Raw genomic sequence first — 18,535 nt, 5'->3', positions numbered from 1 at the left:
GTGATTGGAAAAGTTGGCGCAGACTTAGCGATTTTTGCTTATTGCAATATCTGTTTGGTTGACCGTATACGTCCAACGCTGTCTTCGACGTGCAGGCGTATCATAGCTGAGTAATAACCATAATAATCGTGCATAAATAGCTGGAATAGTTAATCGACCACCGGAAATTACCTGATAATCATATTGCCAGCTACCTGCCGCATAGCTATCGCTAACCCCACCAAAGGGGCATTGGCTTGCACATACCACCATGTGCCCACAGTCATAAGCATTTTGTAATGCCGCTGCTAATTCAGGTGCATAGGGGACATTGCCTGCGCCAAAGCCCAATAATATAATGCCGCATGGCGGTTGTGACAATAAGGCTTGTAATTGTAGACACAACACTTCAGCATCATTTGGTAGACAATATAGAGCATGAATACGGGTATGCTCAGAACGGCTTTGGATATTATCTAAAATGGCTCGCTGATCATCCAACCAATGTTGTTTGCGCATACCAGGTAGCGTTTTGACGTAACTGTTTGCCGGATATGCTGCTCTCGAATGCCCTGTAAATGCCATAAAGTCATGACTATGAATTTTCTGTACCGTTTGCGCAGACCATGCCTCGCCGCCAAAGCTTATTTTAACCCCAGATTCTCCAGCAGCAGCGAGACGTAGAGCGTCATTAAGATTACTCCATGCATCGCTATTCGTATCAACGCTATAGGACTTGAGCACTTCACTGTCTAATAACGGTCGCATACTACCAGTGACTATCAAGCACAAATCAGTACTTGCAAAAGCTTCCGCTAAAAAGGCACCCAAATAACTTAACGTATCCGTGCCAGTAATCAAAACAAACTGACGGTGTCCTGCGCCATAAGCGTCTAATAATAGCATATAAAAATGGACAAAGTCTTGTGCGTTTAGCTGACTGCTGTCCTTGATTAGCGTATTATTGAGCCATGAGATAGTCGGTTGGCTTTCTGTATTATCGCTCTCTTCCAGTAACCTTTGCAATGCGGGTAAAAATTCTGCGGCTGCTAGCGGCGCTAAAGGTTTTCTATAACTACCAAATGTGCCACCAGCATAAATCAGCTGTATAGCATTAGCATCAGAGTGTAATGAAGATGAGCGTGAGCGCATGAGAGTACCGTGGTTAAAAACAATTAAAGGAATGAAGAATATAAATCATAATGACAAAAATAGAAACAAGCACTCTGTTACAACAGAATGCTTGTTAGGGATAATTCTTATTTAAACAATAAGAGTTAAAATTAGATGTTCTGCATCACCTAAGCGGCGCGAGCAAGCAGCTCTTGAGCTTGCTGCTGTTGCTCCGGATTACCTTGAGCAACCACTTCATTAAGTAAACGCTTAGCACTATCGTATTCACCCAATTGTAGATATTGATTTGCTAAATCTAAAGTAACTTGATGGTTATCTAAAGTATTCACAAAATCAAAATCAGCGGCAAACTGTGCAGCAACATCAGCTGATGGTAAGGTATCTTTAATTGCACTGTCACTATCAATACGGCTATTTTCAGAGGTTACAGGTGACGTCGTGGTTATCGATGTCGTATCCGTATTAAAGTCAAATTCATCAATACCCGTGTCATCATCAAAAGTCAGCGTCTGGTCATCTAGTGCGGGTGTTATTGCATTAGAAGTTGCTGCCTTATTAGTATCTAAATCGACATCAGCGTCAATAAAATCTAATGCAATAAGGTCATCACTATTTGTTAGCTCGTCAGTTACATGTAAAACCTCAGCCTGCGTTAGCGTATCGTGGAGGCTGCTTTCTAGCGAATCACTGTCTAGGTTTAAGTCTTGGCTGCTGTCATGAATGCTTGCTGTTGTGCTAGTAGTCTCGGTGTTAGTAGCACTAGGATCGTATGCTGTAGCGTCTAGGAATAGCGTAAAGTCATCATCAAAAGCCTGTTGATTCGTCACTGTAGCGACTGGCTGCTGCGCACTCTCAACTTCTATTTCTTTGAATTTTACTTCTTCAACTAAATCATCAAAATCTAAAACGAAGTCATCGTCGATAGGTGTGGGCTCATTTGTTTTATCATCTTCTATAAGCGTGGTTGATGTACTATCTGCACCCAAATCAAAATCAAGCGTAAAGTCATAGTTATTATTAGTAGAGTTAGTGTCAACAGAGCTGGTATCAACAAAAATAGTATCAATATTATTAGTGTCGTTAAGCTTATTGATACTATCAAGGTTTATTATTGCCACTTTTTGCTCTGATTCAGCAGAAATATTTTCTAACGTGTCTTTAGTGTTATTATTTTTTAAGACACCTTCCTCTAAAACATATGTTTCTAAGTCATCTAGAGTAAGGTCAAATGTATGGTCGCTATTAGTGCTAGCAGTGGGTGTGATTATTTCTTCATGCTTAATAACTGGTGTTGAGATGTCAAAGTCTAAAGACATATCATCGTTTTTGCTATCTGTCGTTGGGTTTGATACTTTGATAGTAGATAGGGTCATCTCATCATTTAAAATCATACTACTTTCAGTAATAGATGACGTATCAAATGATGCTGGAGAATTGCCTACTTGCTCAGCATCTAGCAAGTCTTTGAGCTGCTGTGCTTGTGCAATCGTTGCGACATCGCAATGCGCTTTAATAGTGGCATAAGTGCTATTAAATTCTTCGGTTTGCTTGGTTAGCGCATAGACGTTAAGAAGTTTAAGAGACAACTCGCCATCATGGGGTTTTTCGGTTAACCCACGCTCTAAGGTTTCAATCGCTTTATCATAGCGCTGTTGGTCGATGAAGCGCTGAGCAATCGTTACGTTATCAAATTTAGTGGCGCTGCTTGCGACGCTATTAGCGGCTCGTTGCGTGGCTGGGTTGTTCTCTGTTACCAAAGCTGTCGCGTTAGCACTATCTCGACTTCCAGCTCGGGCGCGTGGTGAAATAGACGGCTGTTGCGCTTTCTTTTTGCGCAGTATCCAGACGCCTACCATCGAAATGATAACCAATCCGGCAATGATATATAGTATGTTATTCATAGAAATTCCTGCGCCTATAAATACTGTCTACAGCATCTTGTGCTGAGCAGTTAGTTTTTTATTTTATTGATTATGTATTTGTGTCAGACGCGCTGTAAGCTCATAGGGCTGGCTTGTCTCTGTCGTCGCCTCTACTAGTATTCCCAACTGATTGATATTGTCACTTGTCACGCTTTTATTGGCAGCTTGAATACGTCGCGTCACTTGTATCTTGAGCACATCAAGATGATTATCTGTTGTGAGGGCTGACGATAAGCTGGCTTGCATTTGCTTATTTTGTGCTGTGAGTAGCTCAGTATTTACGGTATTCAGAGCATTGATAACATTAGTATCTTTGTCTGTCGGCACAGTCGGTACTGTATGCGGCATTGTATGAACTGCCATCGCTGGTAGACTGGATTCGTTTTTTAATATTTTGACTTGCAACGGCACTTGCGTATCCGCTGCCGTAAATAATGGCGGTGGCGTTCCGCGTGTGACCGTTAAAGGCTGAGTATTGAGCGCATTCAGGATAGGCGTATGAGAGTCTTGCGCGATATCAACGCTATTGTTTGATAAACTATCTGCTGAATTGTCTATTAAATTGTCTGCTGACTGCATGAAAACATTATTGCTTAATGGCAACAGCAACGTCTTCGGCACAAGGTTGCTTTGCACTTTATTATTGACAGTTAATACCATATCAGCGAATGGCAGGGTAACGGGCTGCGTGGTGCTAATAAGGATTTGCCCCGCGTTGGCTGAGCTAGCCACAAAACGCACCGTCATTGAAGGCGTTGGCTTCAGTCCCATTTTCTGATACACAGACTCGCTGGCTAAACCAACAGAAAAATCAGCGGCGTTAATATCTGCAACCTTGATACTGGCAACAAGCGGCTTATCCTGTAGAGAGACAATGGTGGTTTTACCAAAATTTACAGCTTGTGCAATAGAGGGTAGCACCGCTGAGCTAACCGAATACAGGAGTGTAATTGACACAGCATGGTATATGGGAGTCAAACGACGAGGTAAATGCCAAGACATGCACAGCCCTTTTATAATGACTTATGAAATGCTCATAATAGCAACGACAATGTTTAGTAAATATTAAAATGCAGACGCACAAAAGTAGAATATAAATAAGTAATAAGACAGCAGCGCTCAATAGTCGTTGCTGAGCCTATCTTATACTATTTACATTCTATCGACATACCTAAACTGACGATAACCTCAGTTATTTGAGTAAAACTTATAATATTTATGCTGTTATAACAAATTACGATTTAGTTTGCTACTTTATTCTAGCGTCACAAGATAATAGCGGGTCTAAAAGTCGACTTTATCCAGAAGCATCGCATCGCCATAACTGAAAAAGCGATATTCACTATTGATGGCGTGCTGATAGGCTTGCTCAATGGCGCTCTTACCTGAAAATGCGGATACCAGCATTAATAAGGTGGATTTAGGTAAGTGAAAATTCGTCAACAAACGATCAATCACACCGAATTTAAACCCTGGATAAATAAAAATGTCGGTATCGCCTGACCATGTCGAGAGCGGTTGTCCGTTTAGTGCTGTTTTTTGATAGGCAGTTTCAAGCACGCGCGTCACGGTTGTACCAATCGCAATGACTTTGCCACCATTGGCATGGGTTTGATTAATCATATCGGCAGTCGTTTGCGGCAAGTGCGCGTATTCACTATGCATGGTGTGATTGAGTAGGTTTTCTGTCTTAACCGGCGCAAACGTCCCTGCACCAACGTGTAAAGTCACAAAAGCGGTATTAATACCTTTAGCTGCTAAACGTTCTAGAATACCGTCATCAAAATGCAGACTAGCAGTGGGAGCAGCGACGCTAGCAAGTTTCGCAGGATCATGAAAAACGGTCTGATAGCGAATATTGTCGGTGGCATCGGCATGACGCTCAAAATAAGGCGGTATCGGTAGTTCACCATAAGCTTCTAAATGGGGCAAAATAGGCGCATCAAAGTCTAAGATAAACAAATTATCTTGGCGTCCAATCATCACGCAACCCATGTTTCCATCCGCTAGAATCAGGCGCTGTCCTAGCTTTGGCGCTTTACTGGCTTTTACATGACAAAGCGCGACATTTTTTTGGGTAGTTTCTGATTCATTATTAGTACCGTCATTGTTATCTATTAAACGTTCAATCAATACCTCGACGCGTCCACCGGTATCTTTTTTACCAAATAATCGTGCTTTCATGACTTTAGTATCATTAAAGACAATCAAATCACCCGCATTAAGGAGATCGGGTAGTGCCGTAAAGATATGGTCTTCTGGCTGAGCACTGGCTGGCACGTAGAGTAATTTAGACGCTGAGCGTTCGGCTAATGGGTAGCGCGCAATGAGGGAGTCGGGCAGCTCATAATCATAATCAGCAACGCTTAAATAATCTAAGCCATCGTTGTTTATATCGGTATTATTGTTAGCAATTGAGTGTTGAGAGTGCGTCATAATAGATCAGTAAATGAAGGGTTATGTTAGTGTAATTGTAGCAGAAACAGAGTTATGGCGTGATAAATTCCCAGTCGTTTTACCGCTATTTATTCATAAATTACTGAAAGGTATTTTTAAAATAGCCTAAGCATAAATTTTGAATGTCATTCAAATAAATTCAACTGTGATAGTTTTTGGTTCGCAGGAGTTAAAGAAGAGTAGGTGACACCGACCAATCTAATAGGTAAGGTGCGCGGAATATCGGCAAATAATTTATCAAGCCAGTAGTGTGCCGATGTATTATCGATAAATGCCGTTGAGACGCTATGCGAGCGCGTAAGTTGAGTAAAATCAGCATATTTAATCTTCAGCGTAATGGTATAAGCGCTCAGTTTTTTATGCTGCAGTTGGTGAAAAGCATCCGCATTTTGTGCAAAAATCTGAGCTAATAGTTCAGTGTCATTGTTTAAATTCTCGCGAAAAGTGGTTTCAGAACCCACCGATTTATGCTGGCGTTCCGATTTTACTGGACGCTCGTCATGACCATGGGCAATATCATGGTAAAACTGTCCACGCTTGCCAAATTCGTTGACCAGTAAGGCGGCTGATACTTGGCGCAAGTCAGCACCATTTTGAATACCCATCGCATGCATCCGCGCGGCAGTGGCTTTGCCGATACCGTGAAAACGCTCAATCGGTAGCGTACTAATAAACGCCTTGGCATCATCTGGAGTAATAATGGCTGTGCCATTCGGTTTATTGATATCGGACGCAATCTTAGCCAGCATCTTATTAAAAGATACGCCAGCCGATGCCGTCAGTCCTGTTTGCTCTAAAATCTGTGCACGTAACCAGTTTGCCATTAAAGTTGCTGAGCCACGATGCACTTGTAACCCTGTCACGTCAAGATAGGCTTCATCTAATGACAATAGCTCGACGTGTGACGTTAAGCTGAGCATAATGGCACGGATATCAGCACTAACCGCGCGGTAAACATCAAAGCGTGGCAATACAAATATAACTTCTGGACAACGTTTACGCGCCTCATAACAAGACATCGCGGAGCGCACCCCAAACCGCCGCACCTCATAACTGGCGGCGGCTACTACACCGCGCCCGCTTGGATCACCACCAACGACTAAAGGCTTGCCACGAAGTTCAGGAAAATCGCGCTGTTCAACGCTGGCGTAAAAGGCATCCATGTCAATATGAATAATTTTACGCGGAATAGGGTTAATAGAGATTGTCATAGACTCTATTTTACCTGAAAATCAGCCAGATTCAGGATTATCAACATATCTAAAAGTAACTGAATAAGAGATAATACACAGCATAAATTTCGATGGACTGAAACACTTAAAATAAAAGTGTATTCAAAAAATTCGACCGTTTTTCAATTACTTTTTCACTCATTGAACGCTTATACATTCAACCTAAAAAAGGCAGTCCGTCATGACTAATAACAACCCTTTTAATTTTATACCGCTACAGCCTACTGGTAGAAATGAGACCAAGACCGCCAATACCTATTATCCTGATGATATGATTAAGATATACGAGCAACAGTTTTTGACGGTTGTACCTGAAGAACAGTTGACCGAGTTTTTACCCGCGCTTAAAGCTTTTTATGATATTGATGACCATACTTTAGACATCAGCGCCGTTATTTTTGACGCCATTGCTGATTTTTGCATCATTTATAATCATAAGGTCAAAGTAGGCAATTATGAAATATTAGGCGATTTGGTCAAAGAAGACATTGAGCCAGAAAGTATTGAGCCACAAGAAGTTAGTGAGGCGGAAGAGGTACAAGCGTATACACTAGATTGTAAGCGTACTTTTTTTATTAATGAGGTGGAGCTGCCTTATCATTTTAACTTATTTATTCATAGTGACAGTTATTCTACGTTACCAAAAAGGGATACTCTGTTAGAGAAAATCTATTGGTTGGTTAGTGACAGCTATGAAGAAGAGGTTGCGGATAACACTGAAAATCTTGCTGCAATCAATGAGCAACTGGCAGGTTTGGGTATTCGCGCCATGGATATGACCACCATACATGAGTTGGTAAACTATATGGAAGACAGCATTATGGATGATGAGATGGTAGAAGCACTCAATAAGCTATTAGATGCTACTGAGAAATAGCGTCAAGATTCTGCTGCATTCATTTTGAGTTTATGCCAATTGATTTCATAAAAACATCGATTAATGAGCGTTAGTAAATAAAGCCTAGTCTGCACGGTTAGGCTTTTTATTTATCCAAATTTTTTGAAATGATAAATGCTGGACACAAAAAAGCCTCCGAATAAGGAGGCTACATTGTTATATATGGTACCGGTGGTCGGACTCGAACCGACACGCTTTTAAAGGCAACGGATTTTGAATCCGTCATGTCTACCAATTCCATCACACCGGCGTGTTAGGTCATAAAGTTGATGTTACTAAACTTTATTAAATTGGGCTACAGTAGTTACTGTATAGGCTGCGTATTATAGCAGCCTATTTTTAGGCGTCAAGAATTATTTATGATAAATGCGCAATTAATTGCTTAAATAGCCTTTTATTAACCAACTACCTATCCAAATGTCTAACCAACAAAGGCACGTTCAACGGCATAATCCGCTTGTACGCCCATACGTGGTGACACAGTTAAACCAAAATCATCTAGAATAGCGGAGACTTCAGCATTAAACGGCATACTACCGCATAACATGACGCGGTCATCGTCTTTATTCATTGGGGGTAAACCGATGTCTTCAAAGAATTTGCCTGATTTCATCAAATCGGTAATGCGACCTTGATTTCTGAATTCTTCGCGGGTAACGGTAGGGTAATAGATAAATTTTTCACGATACCATTCGCCAAAGATTTCATCATTAGGCAATTCGTTCTCGAACATATCGCGATATGCTAAATCAGAAATACTGCGCACACCATGTACTAAAATGATTTTGTCAAAGCGTTCATATACTTCAGGGTCACGCGCTAATGCCAAAAATGGCGCAAGTCCGGTGCCGGTTGAGAGCATATATAGATGTTTACCGGGTAATAAATCGTCTAATACGAGCGTGCCTGTTGGCTTTTTGCTGACTAATAGTTCATCGCCCACTTTGATATGTTGTAGGCGTGAGGTCAATGGACCGTCTTGAACTTTAATAGAAAAGAACTCTAAATGTTCTTCATAATTGGGGCTGGCAATGGAGTAAGCGCGTAACAGCGGTCTGCCATCGACGACAAGTCCAATCATCGCAAACTCGCCATTACGAAAGCGTAAGCCGTCGTCGCGCGTGGTTTTGATGCTAAAGAGCGCGTCATTCCAGTGATGAACCTCTGTTACCGTTTCGGTGCGAAGTTTTGACATAAAGTCCCCGTTAATTACTTGTTATTGGTTTAAATGAAATACATTTAACATTAGAGTGCGTAGCGATTATAGTGGCAAAGCATAATGTTGCCTTTGTCAAAGCATCAAAAAAAAGCATGTTTAACCATGAAGCTGTTCTTGACTTGTCCGTTATGAAACCGCATTTTGCAACCTATCATCATGGAATAAATATCCATGACCTACTTGCCTGAGCGGACATATAGGTGCGCAATAATGCACATGCAGTGCCGATATCCAATGGATGCAAGCCATTCTCAATAAATATGGTCGCTTATCATAGCAAACTTTAAAATAAAAATCCGCCAAGCCGCGCATTCGTAGCATGATAAAATGGAATATCGTTAGCGAAAAACTCTGTATGCTTCATTATATGGGTTTTGCATCGCGAATTTATCCTTTATAAATGCATTATGGAGTTGGCTTATGTCTTGTGCTGTTGCAACTGGTGCTGTTGAAACTTGTGATATGGAAAAGAGTGATATTGAAACGGCTCATTTCGGAAAAAGCCACGTTGCGCCTATTATTGGTTACCACCGCGCACCCTTGTCACAAAAATTTGGCGCGCCCAGACAACCAAACTTAGTGGCGCTCACAAGTGTTATTGAAATGCTCGCGCCGTATGATACGCCAGCGGCATTTGTCGGCTTAGAGGCTTTTAGCCATATTTGGATCAGTTGGCAGTTTCATCACAATTTTATTAACAAGGCGAGTCAAGCCGCCGAAGCGGATGCTCATAAGTTTCGAGCGCAAGTACGACCGCCACGTTTGGGCGGTAATCAAAAGATAGGCGTGTTTGCCAGTCGCAGTATGTATCGCCCGTCAGGTTTAGGCTTGTCGGTGGTTAAGCTTGAACGTGTTGAGGTGGTAGCAGGTCGCGTACTATTAATTATTAGTGGTGCAGATATGATTGACGGCACGCCAATTGTCGATATTAAGCCATATATCGCTTATAGTGATGCGCTTGTCAGTGCTGACAGTGGCTTTGCGTCGACTGCGCCTGCGCCGTTAATGGTAACGATCACGGAACAGGCACGAGAGCAATTTCAGCAAATAATCGCTATGGAACAGGGTAGTGATACTAACAATAGTAATCATAAAGGCAACGAAAACAAAGCCAGCGTAGCAGAAGTTATTTATCAATACCAACAGCAATTGATGGCAGCGGATATTGACAATATCACGGCATTAATTGCCCAAGATCCGCGCCCTGCCTATCGTCAACAAGAACTCCATACACTATTTACAATGCGCTATAAGGCCGTTGATGTGAGCTTTCAGCGGATAAAAAGTGGACAACTTCAGATAGTGACTGTGACCAAGATAGATTAGTTTTAATTTAATCACTCTTAAAGCTGCTTATTAATTGCAAAAATTCAACATTCGACATTTACCACTTAATTATAAAAGAAGAATAACTATGTCTGTGCCTAAATTTTCCTTAGTCGTTGATTTGCGTTGGTGTTTAGATGAATTATTGGCAGATAGAGTCATTGATCAGCGCGGTTATAATTTAGTCATCACCAGTCGTCGTGATAAGGCGCAGCATCCGCTCATCACGATTGCTGATTTTGGCTTGCCGAATGGTCATCATCTTGGGAATAATAGTCTTGGCAGCAGCAATCTTGGAAATAACAGTCAGAATACAAGTAGTGAGCAGACGAGCAATGAGCATAAATTAACCTTAACATGGCTCAATCAATGGTTAGCGGCAAAAGCAAGTATGCCAATCGTCCGTATTGACCCTTTGAAAATTGATGTGCCCGCAGTGACGCAAATTATGTCTTTTGACTATGCGCGCACGCAGCATATTTTGCCGATTGAAGTCAGCGATACTGATGTGGTCATTGGTACAGATCAGCCGTTTTATAGCGATTGGTATTCTAATATTGATAAAATAATTAAATCTAAAACCTATCGTACGGTCTATATTAATCCTGAACAAATTAAGCGCTATCGACAGGAGTTTTATCAAGTAACGCACGCGATTGCTGGCGCGAATAATGCTCATAAACGGGCAGCAGCGGATGTGAGTAATGTTGAGGCGTTATTGCAATTGGGTGACAATGCCAACCCCGATGCTAATGATCAGCATATTGTTAAGGTGGTCGATTGGCTACTGCAATATGCCTTTGAGCAGCGGGCAAGTGACATTCATTTAGAGCCGCGCCGTGAAACGGGCAAGGTACGCTTTCGCATTGATGGCGTCTTGCATAGCGTTTATGAGATGCCGATCGCCATTATGGTGGCGGTGACCGCTCGTATTAAAATCTTAGCACGGCTCAATGTCGCAGAAAAACGTAAGCCGCAAGATGGTCGTCTAAAAACGCGCACCCATAATGGCATAGAAACAGAATTGCGGCTGTCAACCTTGCCGACCGCGTTTGGGGAAAAGCTGGTGATGCGTGTCTTTGACCCTGAAGTGTTGGTGCGCTCTTTTGCGCAGTTGGGATTATCGGGTAAGCAGCTTGCGATGTGGCAGGAGCTGACCGCGCATCCTAATGGTATTATTTTGGTGACGGGTCCGACGGGTTCTGGTAAGACCACGACCCTTTATAGTACGCTGAAGCAATTGGCGACTGAGCAGGTGAATGTCTGTACGATCGAAGACCCGATTGAGATGATTGAGCCTGCTTTTAATCAAATGCAAATTAATACTGGCATTGATTTGCACTTTGCTGATGGGATTCGCTCCTTAATGCGTCAAGACCCTGACATTATTATGGTTGGTGAAATTCGGGATAGTGAGACGGCTAATATGGCGGTACAAGCGTCATTAACAGGGCATTTGGTACTGTCGACTTTGCATACCAATGATGCGCCCAGCTCCTTGACACGCTTACATGATTTGGGCGTGCAACCATTTTTGACCTCAGCGACTATCCTTGGCGTGATGGCGCAGCGCCTGTTACGAACGCTTTGTCCTCATTGTAAGCAAGCTCATACCGTCACTGCGGATAGTGAGATTGCCATTCAATGGCAAGAGCTGGTACAACCGTGGCGTGCATCATTACCTGCGCAAGTATATAGCGCTCAAGGCTGCGAGCATTGTCGTCATACCGGCTATCAAGGACGCATTGGGCTATATGAGATTATGCCGTTATCGAATGAGCTTAAAAAACTGGTCGCTGCCGATGCTAACCTTGATGTTATCAAGCAACAAGCCTATCGTGAAGGCTTACAGCCGCTGCGATTATCTGGTGCAAAACGTATTTCTGAGGGCGTGACAACAATGGAAGAGGTGATGCGCGTGGTGCCGATGCAGTGATTATTAGCGAAAGATTAGCAATCAGAATAATAAGAAATAATTATAAAAATTGATATACAATTGCTTGTTAATAAAATACTAACAAATCATTGGAATAATTATGATCAAGAAATTTGTTTCCGGAATGGCTGTATTGTCAGCAATGCAGTTTACCCATGCGGCAACAGATTGGACCCCTCAACTCACTAGTTTGCAGGATAGTTGCGGTAATGCATTCCATGTTATGGGTGAATTACCGAAGAAATATCAGGCATCTATTATTAGAAAAGGCGAGAAGCAGGTTAAAGATAAATCTGGTGGTAATAATATCACTACCACTTACTATCTAAAAGATTCGACCTTTTTTGGGTTGCCATTAGCGGCGCTAAAAGAAGATACACATGATACTGACCTTGAGTACAAAAAATTCTCGATGGTATTTACAGATACTGCTTTTATGAAGTTAAGACCCAGCTTTTATTATGTAGCGCGAAGTGAAACAGGAGCATATACCATCACAGCTGATAATCCTAAAAATGGTACCTATCGAGATGAAGGTATAGAGGTAACCTATAAAAATACAGCGATAGGCTACGAGGTCGAAATTGATAGTAACGAAGGGATGAGCTGCAACACTTATTTAAATTTTGATAAAGCAAATAAAACTCTGTCATGTGATATGGCATGTGGCTGATTCTCTTATCTTTAGGTTGTTAAATTAATAACTCGATTATCAATAAACCTATCACTGAGAAGCTCATCTAAGTTACGGTCACATAGGTTTAGATTTGATATAATTAAAGAAATTTTTAATAAAGAATAATTTACTTATGTTTACCGATACCCATTGTCATTTAAACCGTTTAGATTTAACGCGCCATGATGGTCAATTAGCGGGCGCAATTGCTGCGATGAGAGAAGCGAATGTCACCCGAGCGATGGCAATTATGTGTGACTTTGCTGAATATGATGAGATTGCAGAAATTGTACGAACTTATAGCGATGAGACGTTAAATTTGGGTATGAGCGTGGGCATTCATCCGTGCGAAGATATAGATGTGCTTAAGTCAGCAACCGTGGAGCGTTTGATTGTAATGGCAAGCCACGACCATATATGGGCAATCGGCGAGACGGGATTGGATTATTATTGGTCAACAGATAATAAAATCGAACAGCAAGCGAGCCTTGCGCGTCATATCCATGCCAGCCAACAACTTAAAAAACCGTTGGTCGTGCATATGCGTGATGCCAAAGACGATACTATTGATATTTTAAAAGCAGAAGGTGCGGAACATGGCATCATTCATTGCTTTACCGAAGATTGGGAAACGGCAAAAAAAGCCCTTGATTTAGGCTTTTATATCTCGTTCTCAGGCATTGTCAGTTTTAAAACCGCATTAATCATCAAAGATGCCGCGCAAAAAATGCCAAAAGATCGCTTGTTGATTGAAACCGATAGCCCTTATCTCGCGCCAGTACCTAAACGTGGTCGCCCTAATGAGCCGGCTTATGTGCCTTATGTGGCAAGTTGTTTGGCGGATATGTACGGTATAGACGTTGAAGAAGTTGGGGCGTTGACGGCAAAAAACTTTGAGAATTTACTAGCACAGTATCTCTAAAATCGTTATGCTATGACCAGTCAGTCATTTACCGAATATAGTCGTTAAACTGCCAGTTGTGGTCAAGTCCTAACGGATTTTAGGAGAGGTTATGAGTCGTCAACACCAGTTCAAAGTACGAGAAGAAAATATCTTAGCGATGGCTGAGCAACTGTTGCTAGAATCGGGCAATGGTGACATTACTTTGGACAGTCTTGCCGACCAGCTTGATTTGGCAAAAGGTACGTTATATAAGCATTTTTCTAGTAAAGATGAGCTATATTTGCGTATTATTATTCGTTATGAAGAACAGTTATTTGCGATTAATCGTATTGATGATGGTGCGTCTGCAGGTGTAGCACGGATGATTTTTCAGCAACTGCTGAATCCACAAAAAGCGATGCTGCTTAATCAGATTGAAGAGCGACTTGCCGCATCCGTGACCGGTCTTAATCGCTTGTTTGGTGAGCTGTATGACATACGCCGTCAGCGTATGAAGCGCTTGATTGATATTGTCAGTGCGCATTTAAAAGATGAGCGTAGCAGTATGAGCACCCGTGATTATTTGTCCTCAATTTGGGCAATGGGTCAAGGCGGAGCAGGTCTGCTTAATTCTAGCTTTTATCAGCGTTATTTGGGTCGCCGTGATACCTTGCGTTACGCGTTAGTCATACAAATGCTTGATTTACCCAGCCATTATCCTATTTGTGATGTGAACGAGCCGCTACTGGATGAAGACATGCAAGAGCTGGTTGAACAAATTGAGACTGAATCTGAGGCGCATCGTAACACCACTTATTAACTGCTGAGCACTCTTGAATTACCCACAAGCCGAGAATAATTGCGGCTCGTCTCTCGTCTCTTATCTTTATCTCTACACAGATGGATGGCTGCATACATGGAAAATAGGTGCATTATGCCGCTCAATGTCCAAAGTCAGTCTAGCTTTGCACCTAACTTGTCTCCATCTTCTTTAGCTTTAACCCCACATTTTTCTCAGCCAACAGTTCACTTTCCGATGCTATCTCGTTCGCAGACTGGCTTTACATTGGTTGAAATCGTTGTCGTCGTGGTGATTTTATCTATCTTTGCTGGCATGATGAGTTTGTCAGTCGGCAGTAGTGAGTCGCGAAAAAATCGGGCATTTTATGAGCATCTCACGGATTCGCTGAGCTATGTGCGCTTACTATCCGCTGAGCGTATGCAACCGATGGGGTTAAGTTTGCAAGCTAATAAGCAAGGGCAAGTGACGCCCATTATTGTTACCCTGTCTAATCCTTATTCGAGTTACCAAACGCCTGTTGTACCCTCAAATGCGATAGACAGTACGCCTAAAAATTCAATGGAGCTGTCAGCAGACTTATCAGGATTATCTAATAATACAGAAAAGCCGCCAATACCAAGCTGGGAGGTCGATTCGGAAGTGACCTTGCCTGAGCTACCCGTTGGGGTTAGTTTAAATATTCAAAGCTTAGAAGGCACGCAAGTTGTTGGCAATAATGGTGCGGAGAAAATGCCAGTATTGCAGCCTTGGTTTAGTGGACAAACAGTGCCGCAAGTCTTATGGTTTGGTACAGGACAAGCGACACCCGTGACGATTGAAGTGCGTCATAATTCGCGCTTGGTTGGGGAAGTCATTACGATTATGCCTGACGGTAGTATGACGTTAGGGCAAGGGTTATAACGTATGTGCAAAAACGCTAAAGGGCTTCATAAACCTATAAACCAAATATCCAGACTACCAAGGCGCGAGAGTGGATTTACGCTGATTGAAGTCATGGTGGCATTAGCCATTTTAGCAGTCGTGGCGGTTGCTGCGAGCCGTGCCAGTAGTGCCTATTTACATTCAGTCGATGTCTTACGAACACGAACGCTTGCTCATTTTGTGGCGCAAAATGCCGCAGCTGATTTGCGTATGAATGAGACATGGCTGACGGAAAATCGTACGCAAACCGTCAATGCTCAAGGTCGCGATTGGCAAGTAACCATGACACTCTCTGATACCTTAACGCCCGCTTTAAAAGAGGTGAATATTACGGTCGCCCCTATGATTGATGGTCAAGCCCGTCCGGTAGTCACTGATATTAATATGATGCTAACGAATCCTGAACAAGAAATCGGCAGTTTAGACTTGGGTCGTATGAATCGCTCTGGAGGTAAGTTGTGAGGCAGCGCGGCTTTACGTTGCTTGAGCTGATGGTCGCGATGGCGATATTTGCCGTGCTTGCCGTTGCAGGTTGGCAAGTATTCGATAGTGTCAATCGAGCGCGTGAGCGTGCGCAATATCATGCCGATCAGCTCGCCGTACTACAATATGCTTATTTGCAATTACAACAGGATATGGGGCAAATTATTGCTTATCAAGCTCCCGTGTCCCAAAACGCTACTGACAGTAATGACAATTCGAATAATAAAACGGCATCCGTCGCTGAGCCGTTTATGAGTTTAGATAGCGAGCGCGTGAGTTTTATCCGTTTCGCTGACCCTGACCCTCGTTATCAAAGTAGCACAAGTTTACAGCGTGTTGAATATATCTTTAGCGATCAGCGTTTGATTCGTCGCCAATATAATAGCCTGCAAAGTAGTGATAGTATCAGCCTTGATAGCGTGCTGCTTGAAGGAGTCACTGAGGGTCGCTGGCAGGCTTATTTATCTGAAATGAGTGCGAAATTTCCTAATAAAGATACTCAAAATAGCAATAATAATATTGCTAGTAAAGAGGATGTTGTTTTACTGCCTAAAGGCGTTGGCGTCAGTTTTACTTATCAGGATAATCCCATTACGTGGCAATGGGCAATGGCGCCGCAAGCCATTCCTAACAAACGTAACGTCAATAAAACAGATAATAACCCTACTAATAATAACAACCCTGATAACAATAATAGTAATAAAGGCAATAACGAGGGCAGCAATAGTGAAAACAATGCAGACCTCAATAACAATCCTGAAAATACACCCAATGGTCAATAATAGTATAGATTAAATAATAAAAGTGGCTTATAGCAATGACAGCAAACTCTCAGCGCGGCGTAGCATTATTAACTATTTTACTGTTGGTCGTCAGTATAACCATCGTCGCAGGCGCTATGCTTGCCAGTCAAAAAATTGCTATCCGTCGTAGCGGTGTGTTATTTAATCAAAATCAGCTCCTACAAGATATCAATGTTGGTCAGCAGTTAGCGATCACGATGCTGCGTGCCGATACGAAGCTTAATGACACGGACAGTACGCAGGATATTTGGGCGCAGCCGTTACCGCCCTATAGTTTAGGTACGCATACCATTGCTGTGGAAATGCGTGATGAAGCCAGTCGTTTTAATATTAATAATCTCTATCATGATGGCGCAACTGATACCGCAGCGTTGGCAGCGTTTCAGCGTTTATTAAAGGCATTAAATGTAGACTCTGATATCGCGATTGCTGTGCTTGATTGGCAAGATACGGATAAGGAAACGTACAAAGATGGCGGTGATGAAAGTGTAGTTTATGCTCAGCAATCAGGTAATGGCTCTGATAAAGCGCTACCCAATCAGCCGTTTATCAGTGTTGAGCAATTACAAGAAGTACGCGGAGTAAGTGCCGAGGTATTGGTGACCTTACGTCCTTATATTACGGCTGTACCTTATTATCTGCCGATTAATATTAATACCGCAAATCCTGTGGTGCTGGCAGCGTTGGTAGAAGGTGGCACGGTTGCACAGATGCAAGCACTGACTGAATTGCGAGATAAGCAGCCACTGACGTCTGTTGATGATTTATGGCAATTACCCTTTTTGAGTGTGCTTGATACGGAGCAGCGCAACGCGTTAGTACCATTATTAGCAGTGGATAGCCAAGCTTTTATGGCACTGATTACGGCAATGGATAACCGTAATGAGGGCGCAGCGCGGCAACGATTTGCAACCGTATTAATTAGTAAAATTGATGCTGCGCCCGCTACTGAGAATAATAATGCTAATGGCACCGATAATACTAATAATAATGAGCAAAACACTAAAGTAATTAAAGTTATATCACAGCGCTTATGGGCATTTCGCCCCAGTTTTTAGTGGTTAGTATCTTTTTATAGCGAATGTGCTTTAGCGGTATTACATTAATCATTGAGACGTGTTTCTTCACTTGATTTCCAATTATATGCGCCATAAAAAAGCATTTGCGCTTGACGGGTACAATTATGCAGCATCAATTGTTTTTTATCTTCAATCTCTGCTAAGTCAACTTCATCATCATGATCCTCAGAATACGTCAAATCTAGCCAATCAATAATCCAAGAAAAGAACATATTAACCCCTGCTTCAGAAAGCAAACGGCGGTCATAAGCGTTGATGTGCGCAAAGGCTGGCTGTAATGCCAAATCTTCACTTAACATCTGCGCGTGCATTTTCATTAATTTATTGATGGCTTTGCGTACTGCTTCTGAACCGCCAAAGCGTTCACTGACTAAAAATTGCCAATAGCGCGGTTGGGTGCTGACGGTTTGTAAAAACAGTTGAATACTTTTCGCAATTTGCCGCTCAAAGCTACGTTTACGCCCAATTTGTAAGCTGTTGCTTAATATCGCTAGCGTGCTGCCTAATTCCTCAACCACCAGAGCTTGCCCGAGAGATTCCATATCATCAAAATGACGATAAAATGCAGTTGGCACCACGCCAACCTCACGGGTGACTTGGCGTAAGCTAATAGAGCTAAATGATTGACCGGTCATACAAAGATCAAGCACCGCATTAAAAAAGGCGTGCCGAGTTTGAAGTTTTTTTTGTTCGCGACTGCTCATAATATTCACAATTATCTGATAGGTGTTTATGATACTTATTTCAACGTAAAAATACGAATGAAATCCAAAGTTATCGTAGAC

17 protein-coding genes and 1 tRNA gene are annotated in these 18,535 nt (G+C 42.3%); 10 read left to right on the top strand and 8 right to left on the bottom strand.

Annotation, left to right across the window (positions count from 1 at the left end; genetic code table 11):
• Window positions 1-24: 24 nt before the first annotated feature.
• The 5 genes from AOC03_RS02595 to dinB all read right to left on the bottom strand — a co-directional run bounded on the left by AOC03_RS02595 (window position 25) and on the right by dinB (window position 6,703).
• Entirely contained in the window at window positions 25-1,131 is a 1,107-nt protein-coding gene (locus AOC03_RS02595; RefSeq protein ID WP_062533465.1) for an asparaginase, read from the bottom strand.
• Between the two features lie 149 nt (window positions 1,132-1,280).
• A complete protein-coding gene (locus tag AOC03_RS02590) occupies window positions 1,281-3,014 on the bottom strand; it encodes a FimV/HubP family polar landmark protein (protein ID WP_062533464.1) in 1,734 nt (577 codons plus the stop codon).
• Between the two features lie 63 nt (window positions 3,015-3,077).
• Window positions 3,078-4,037 carry a FimV family protein gene (locus AOC03_RS02585; protein ID WP_062533463.1) on the bottom strand — a complete coding sequence of 320 codons (960 nt, stop codon included), beginning with the start codon at window positions 4,035-4,037 and terminating at the stop codon, window positions 3,078-3,080.
• A 282-nt stretch (window positions 4,038-4,319) separates the two neighbouring features.
• On the bottom strand, window positions 4,320-5,471 hold the full coding sequence (queA, locus tag AOC03_RS02580; RefSeq protein WP_062533462.1) for a tRNA preQ1(34) S-adenosylmethionine ribosyltransferase-isomerase QueA: 1,152 nt from the start codon (window positions 5,469-5,471) through the stop codon (window positions 4,320-4,322).
• A 146-nt stretch (window positions 5,472-5,617) separates the two neighbouring features.
• Window positions 5,618-6,703: a DNA polymerase IV gene (gene dinB / locus AOC03_RS02575; RefSeq protein WP_062533461.1), complete on the bottom strand. Its 1,086-nt coding sequence runs from the start codon at window positions 6,701-6,703 to the stop codon at window positions 5,618-5,620.
• A gap of 202 nt (window positions 6,704-6,905) precedes the next feature.
• Here dinB and AOC03_RS02570 point away from each other — a divergent pair, with 202 nt between their 5' ends.
• Window positions 6,906-7,601 carry a hypothetical protein gene (locus AOC03_RS02570; protein WP_062533460.1) on the top strand — a complete coding sequence of 232 codons (696 nt, stop codon included), beginning with the start codon at window positions 6,906-6,908 and terminating at the stop codon, window positions 7,599-7,601.
• 184 nt (window positions 7,602-7,785) lie between these two features.
• Here AOC03_RS02570 and AOC03_RS02565 read toward each other — a convergent pair.
• Together AOC03_RS02565 and AOC03_RS02560 are read right to left on the bottom strand one after the other, a co-directional pair.
• Window positions 7,786-7,872: transfer RNA gene (locus AOC03_RS02565), tRNA-Leu, on the bottom strand.
• Window positions 7,873-8,043: 171 nt separating this feature from the next.
• Entirely contained in the window at window positions 8,044-8,817 is a 774-nt protein-coding gene (locus tag AOC03_RS02560) for a ferredoxin--NADP reductase (RefSeq protein WP_062533459.1), read from the bottom strand.
• A gap of 486 nt (window positions 8,818-9,303) precedes the next feature.
• Between AOC03_RS02560 and tsaA the strand changes: the two genes are divergently transcribed.
• From tsaA to gspK, 9 genes are all read left to right on the top strand, one after another.
• Window positions 9,304-10,167 (top strand): tRNA (N6-threonylcarbamoyladenosine(37)-N6)-methyltransferase TrmO, encoded by an 864-nt coding sequence (gene tsaA, locus AOC03_RS02555; protein WP_062536408.1) that lies wholly within the window; start codon window positions 9,304-9,306, stop codon window positions 10,165-10,167.
• Window positions 10,168-10,255: 88 nt separating this feature from the next.
• Window positions 10,256-12,103 (top strand): GspE/PulE family protein, encoded by a 1,848-nt coding sequence (locus AOC03_RS02550; protein ID WP_062533458.1) that lies wholly within the window; start codon window positions 10,256-10,258, stop codon window positions 12,101-12,103.
• Window positions 12,104-12,203: 100 nt separating this feature from the next.
• Window positions 12,204-12,776, top strand: coding sequence for a hypothetical protein (locus tag AOC03_RS02545; RefSeq protein WP_062533457.1), 573 nt, complete (start codon window positions 12,204-12,206; stop codon window positions 12,774-12,776).
• Between the two features lie 136 nt (window positions 12,777-12,912).
• Window positions 12,913-13,701, top strand: coding sequence for a TatD family hydrolase (locus tag AOC03_RS02540; RefSeq protein WP_062533456.1), 789 nt, complete (start codon window positions 12,913-12,915; stop codon window positions 13,699-13,701).
• A gap of 91 nt (window positions 13,702-13,792) precedes the next feature.
• Window positions 13,793-14,482: a TetR/AcrR family transcriptional regulator gene (locus AOC03_RS02535; RefSeq protein ID WP_062533455.1), complete on the top strand. Its 690-nt coding sequence runs from the start codon at window positions 13,793-13,795 to the stop codon at window positions 14,480-14,482.
• 114 nt (window positions 14,483-14,596) lie between these two features.
• Window positions 14,597-15,364 (top strand): prepilin-type N-terminal cleavage/methylation domain-containing protein, encoded by a 768-nt coding sequence (locus AOC03_RS02530; RefSeq protein WP_227514274.1) that lies wholly within the window; start codon window positions 14,597-14,599, stop codon window positions 15,362-15,364.
• A 3-nt stretch (window positions 15,365-15,367) separates the two neighbouring features.
• Window positions 15,368-15,847 carry a type II secretion system minor pseudopilin GspI gene (gene gspI, locus AOC03_RS02525; RefSeq protein WP_062533454.1) on the top strand — a complete coding sequence of 160 codons (480 nt, stop codon included), beginning with the start codon at window positions 15,368-15,370 and terminating at the stop codon, window positions 15,845-15,847.
• Window positions 15,844-16,650 (top strand): type II secretion system minor pseudopilin GspJ, encoded by an 807-nt coding sequence (gene gspJ / locus AOC03_RS02520; protein WP_227514273.1) that lies wholly within the window; start codon window positions 15,844-15,846, stop codon window positions 16,648-16,650. The genes gspI and gspJ overlap by 4 nt, the downstream gene beginning before the upstream one ends.
• Before the next feature lie 35 nt (window positions 16,651-16,685).
• A complete protein-coding gene (gene gspK / locus AOC03_RS02515; protein WP_062533453.1) occupies window positions 16,686-17,729 on the top strand; it encodes a type II secretion system minor pseudopilin GspK in 1,044 nt (347 codons plus the stop codon).
• A gap of 44 nt (window positions 17,730-17,773) precedes the next feature.
• Here gspK and AOC03_RS02510 read toward each other — a convergent pair whose 3' ends face one another.
• A complete protein-coding gene (locus AOC03_RS02510; protein ID WP_062533452.1) occupies window positions 17,774-18,454 on the bottom strand; it encodes a TetR family transcriptional regulator in 681 nt (226 codons plus the stop codon).
• Window positions 18,455-18,535 lie beyond the last annotated feature (81 nt).

The organism is Psychrobacter urativorans (assembly GCF_001298525.1).
Classification (GTDB): domain Bacteria; phylum Pseudomonadota; class Gammaproteobacteria; order Pseudomonadales; family Moraxellaceae; genus Psychrobacter; species Psychrobacter urativorans_A.
This window is presented reverse-complemented; position numbering and strand designations above follow the sequence as displayed.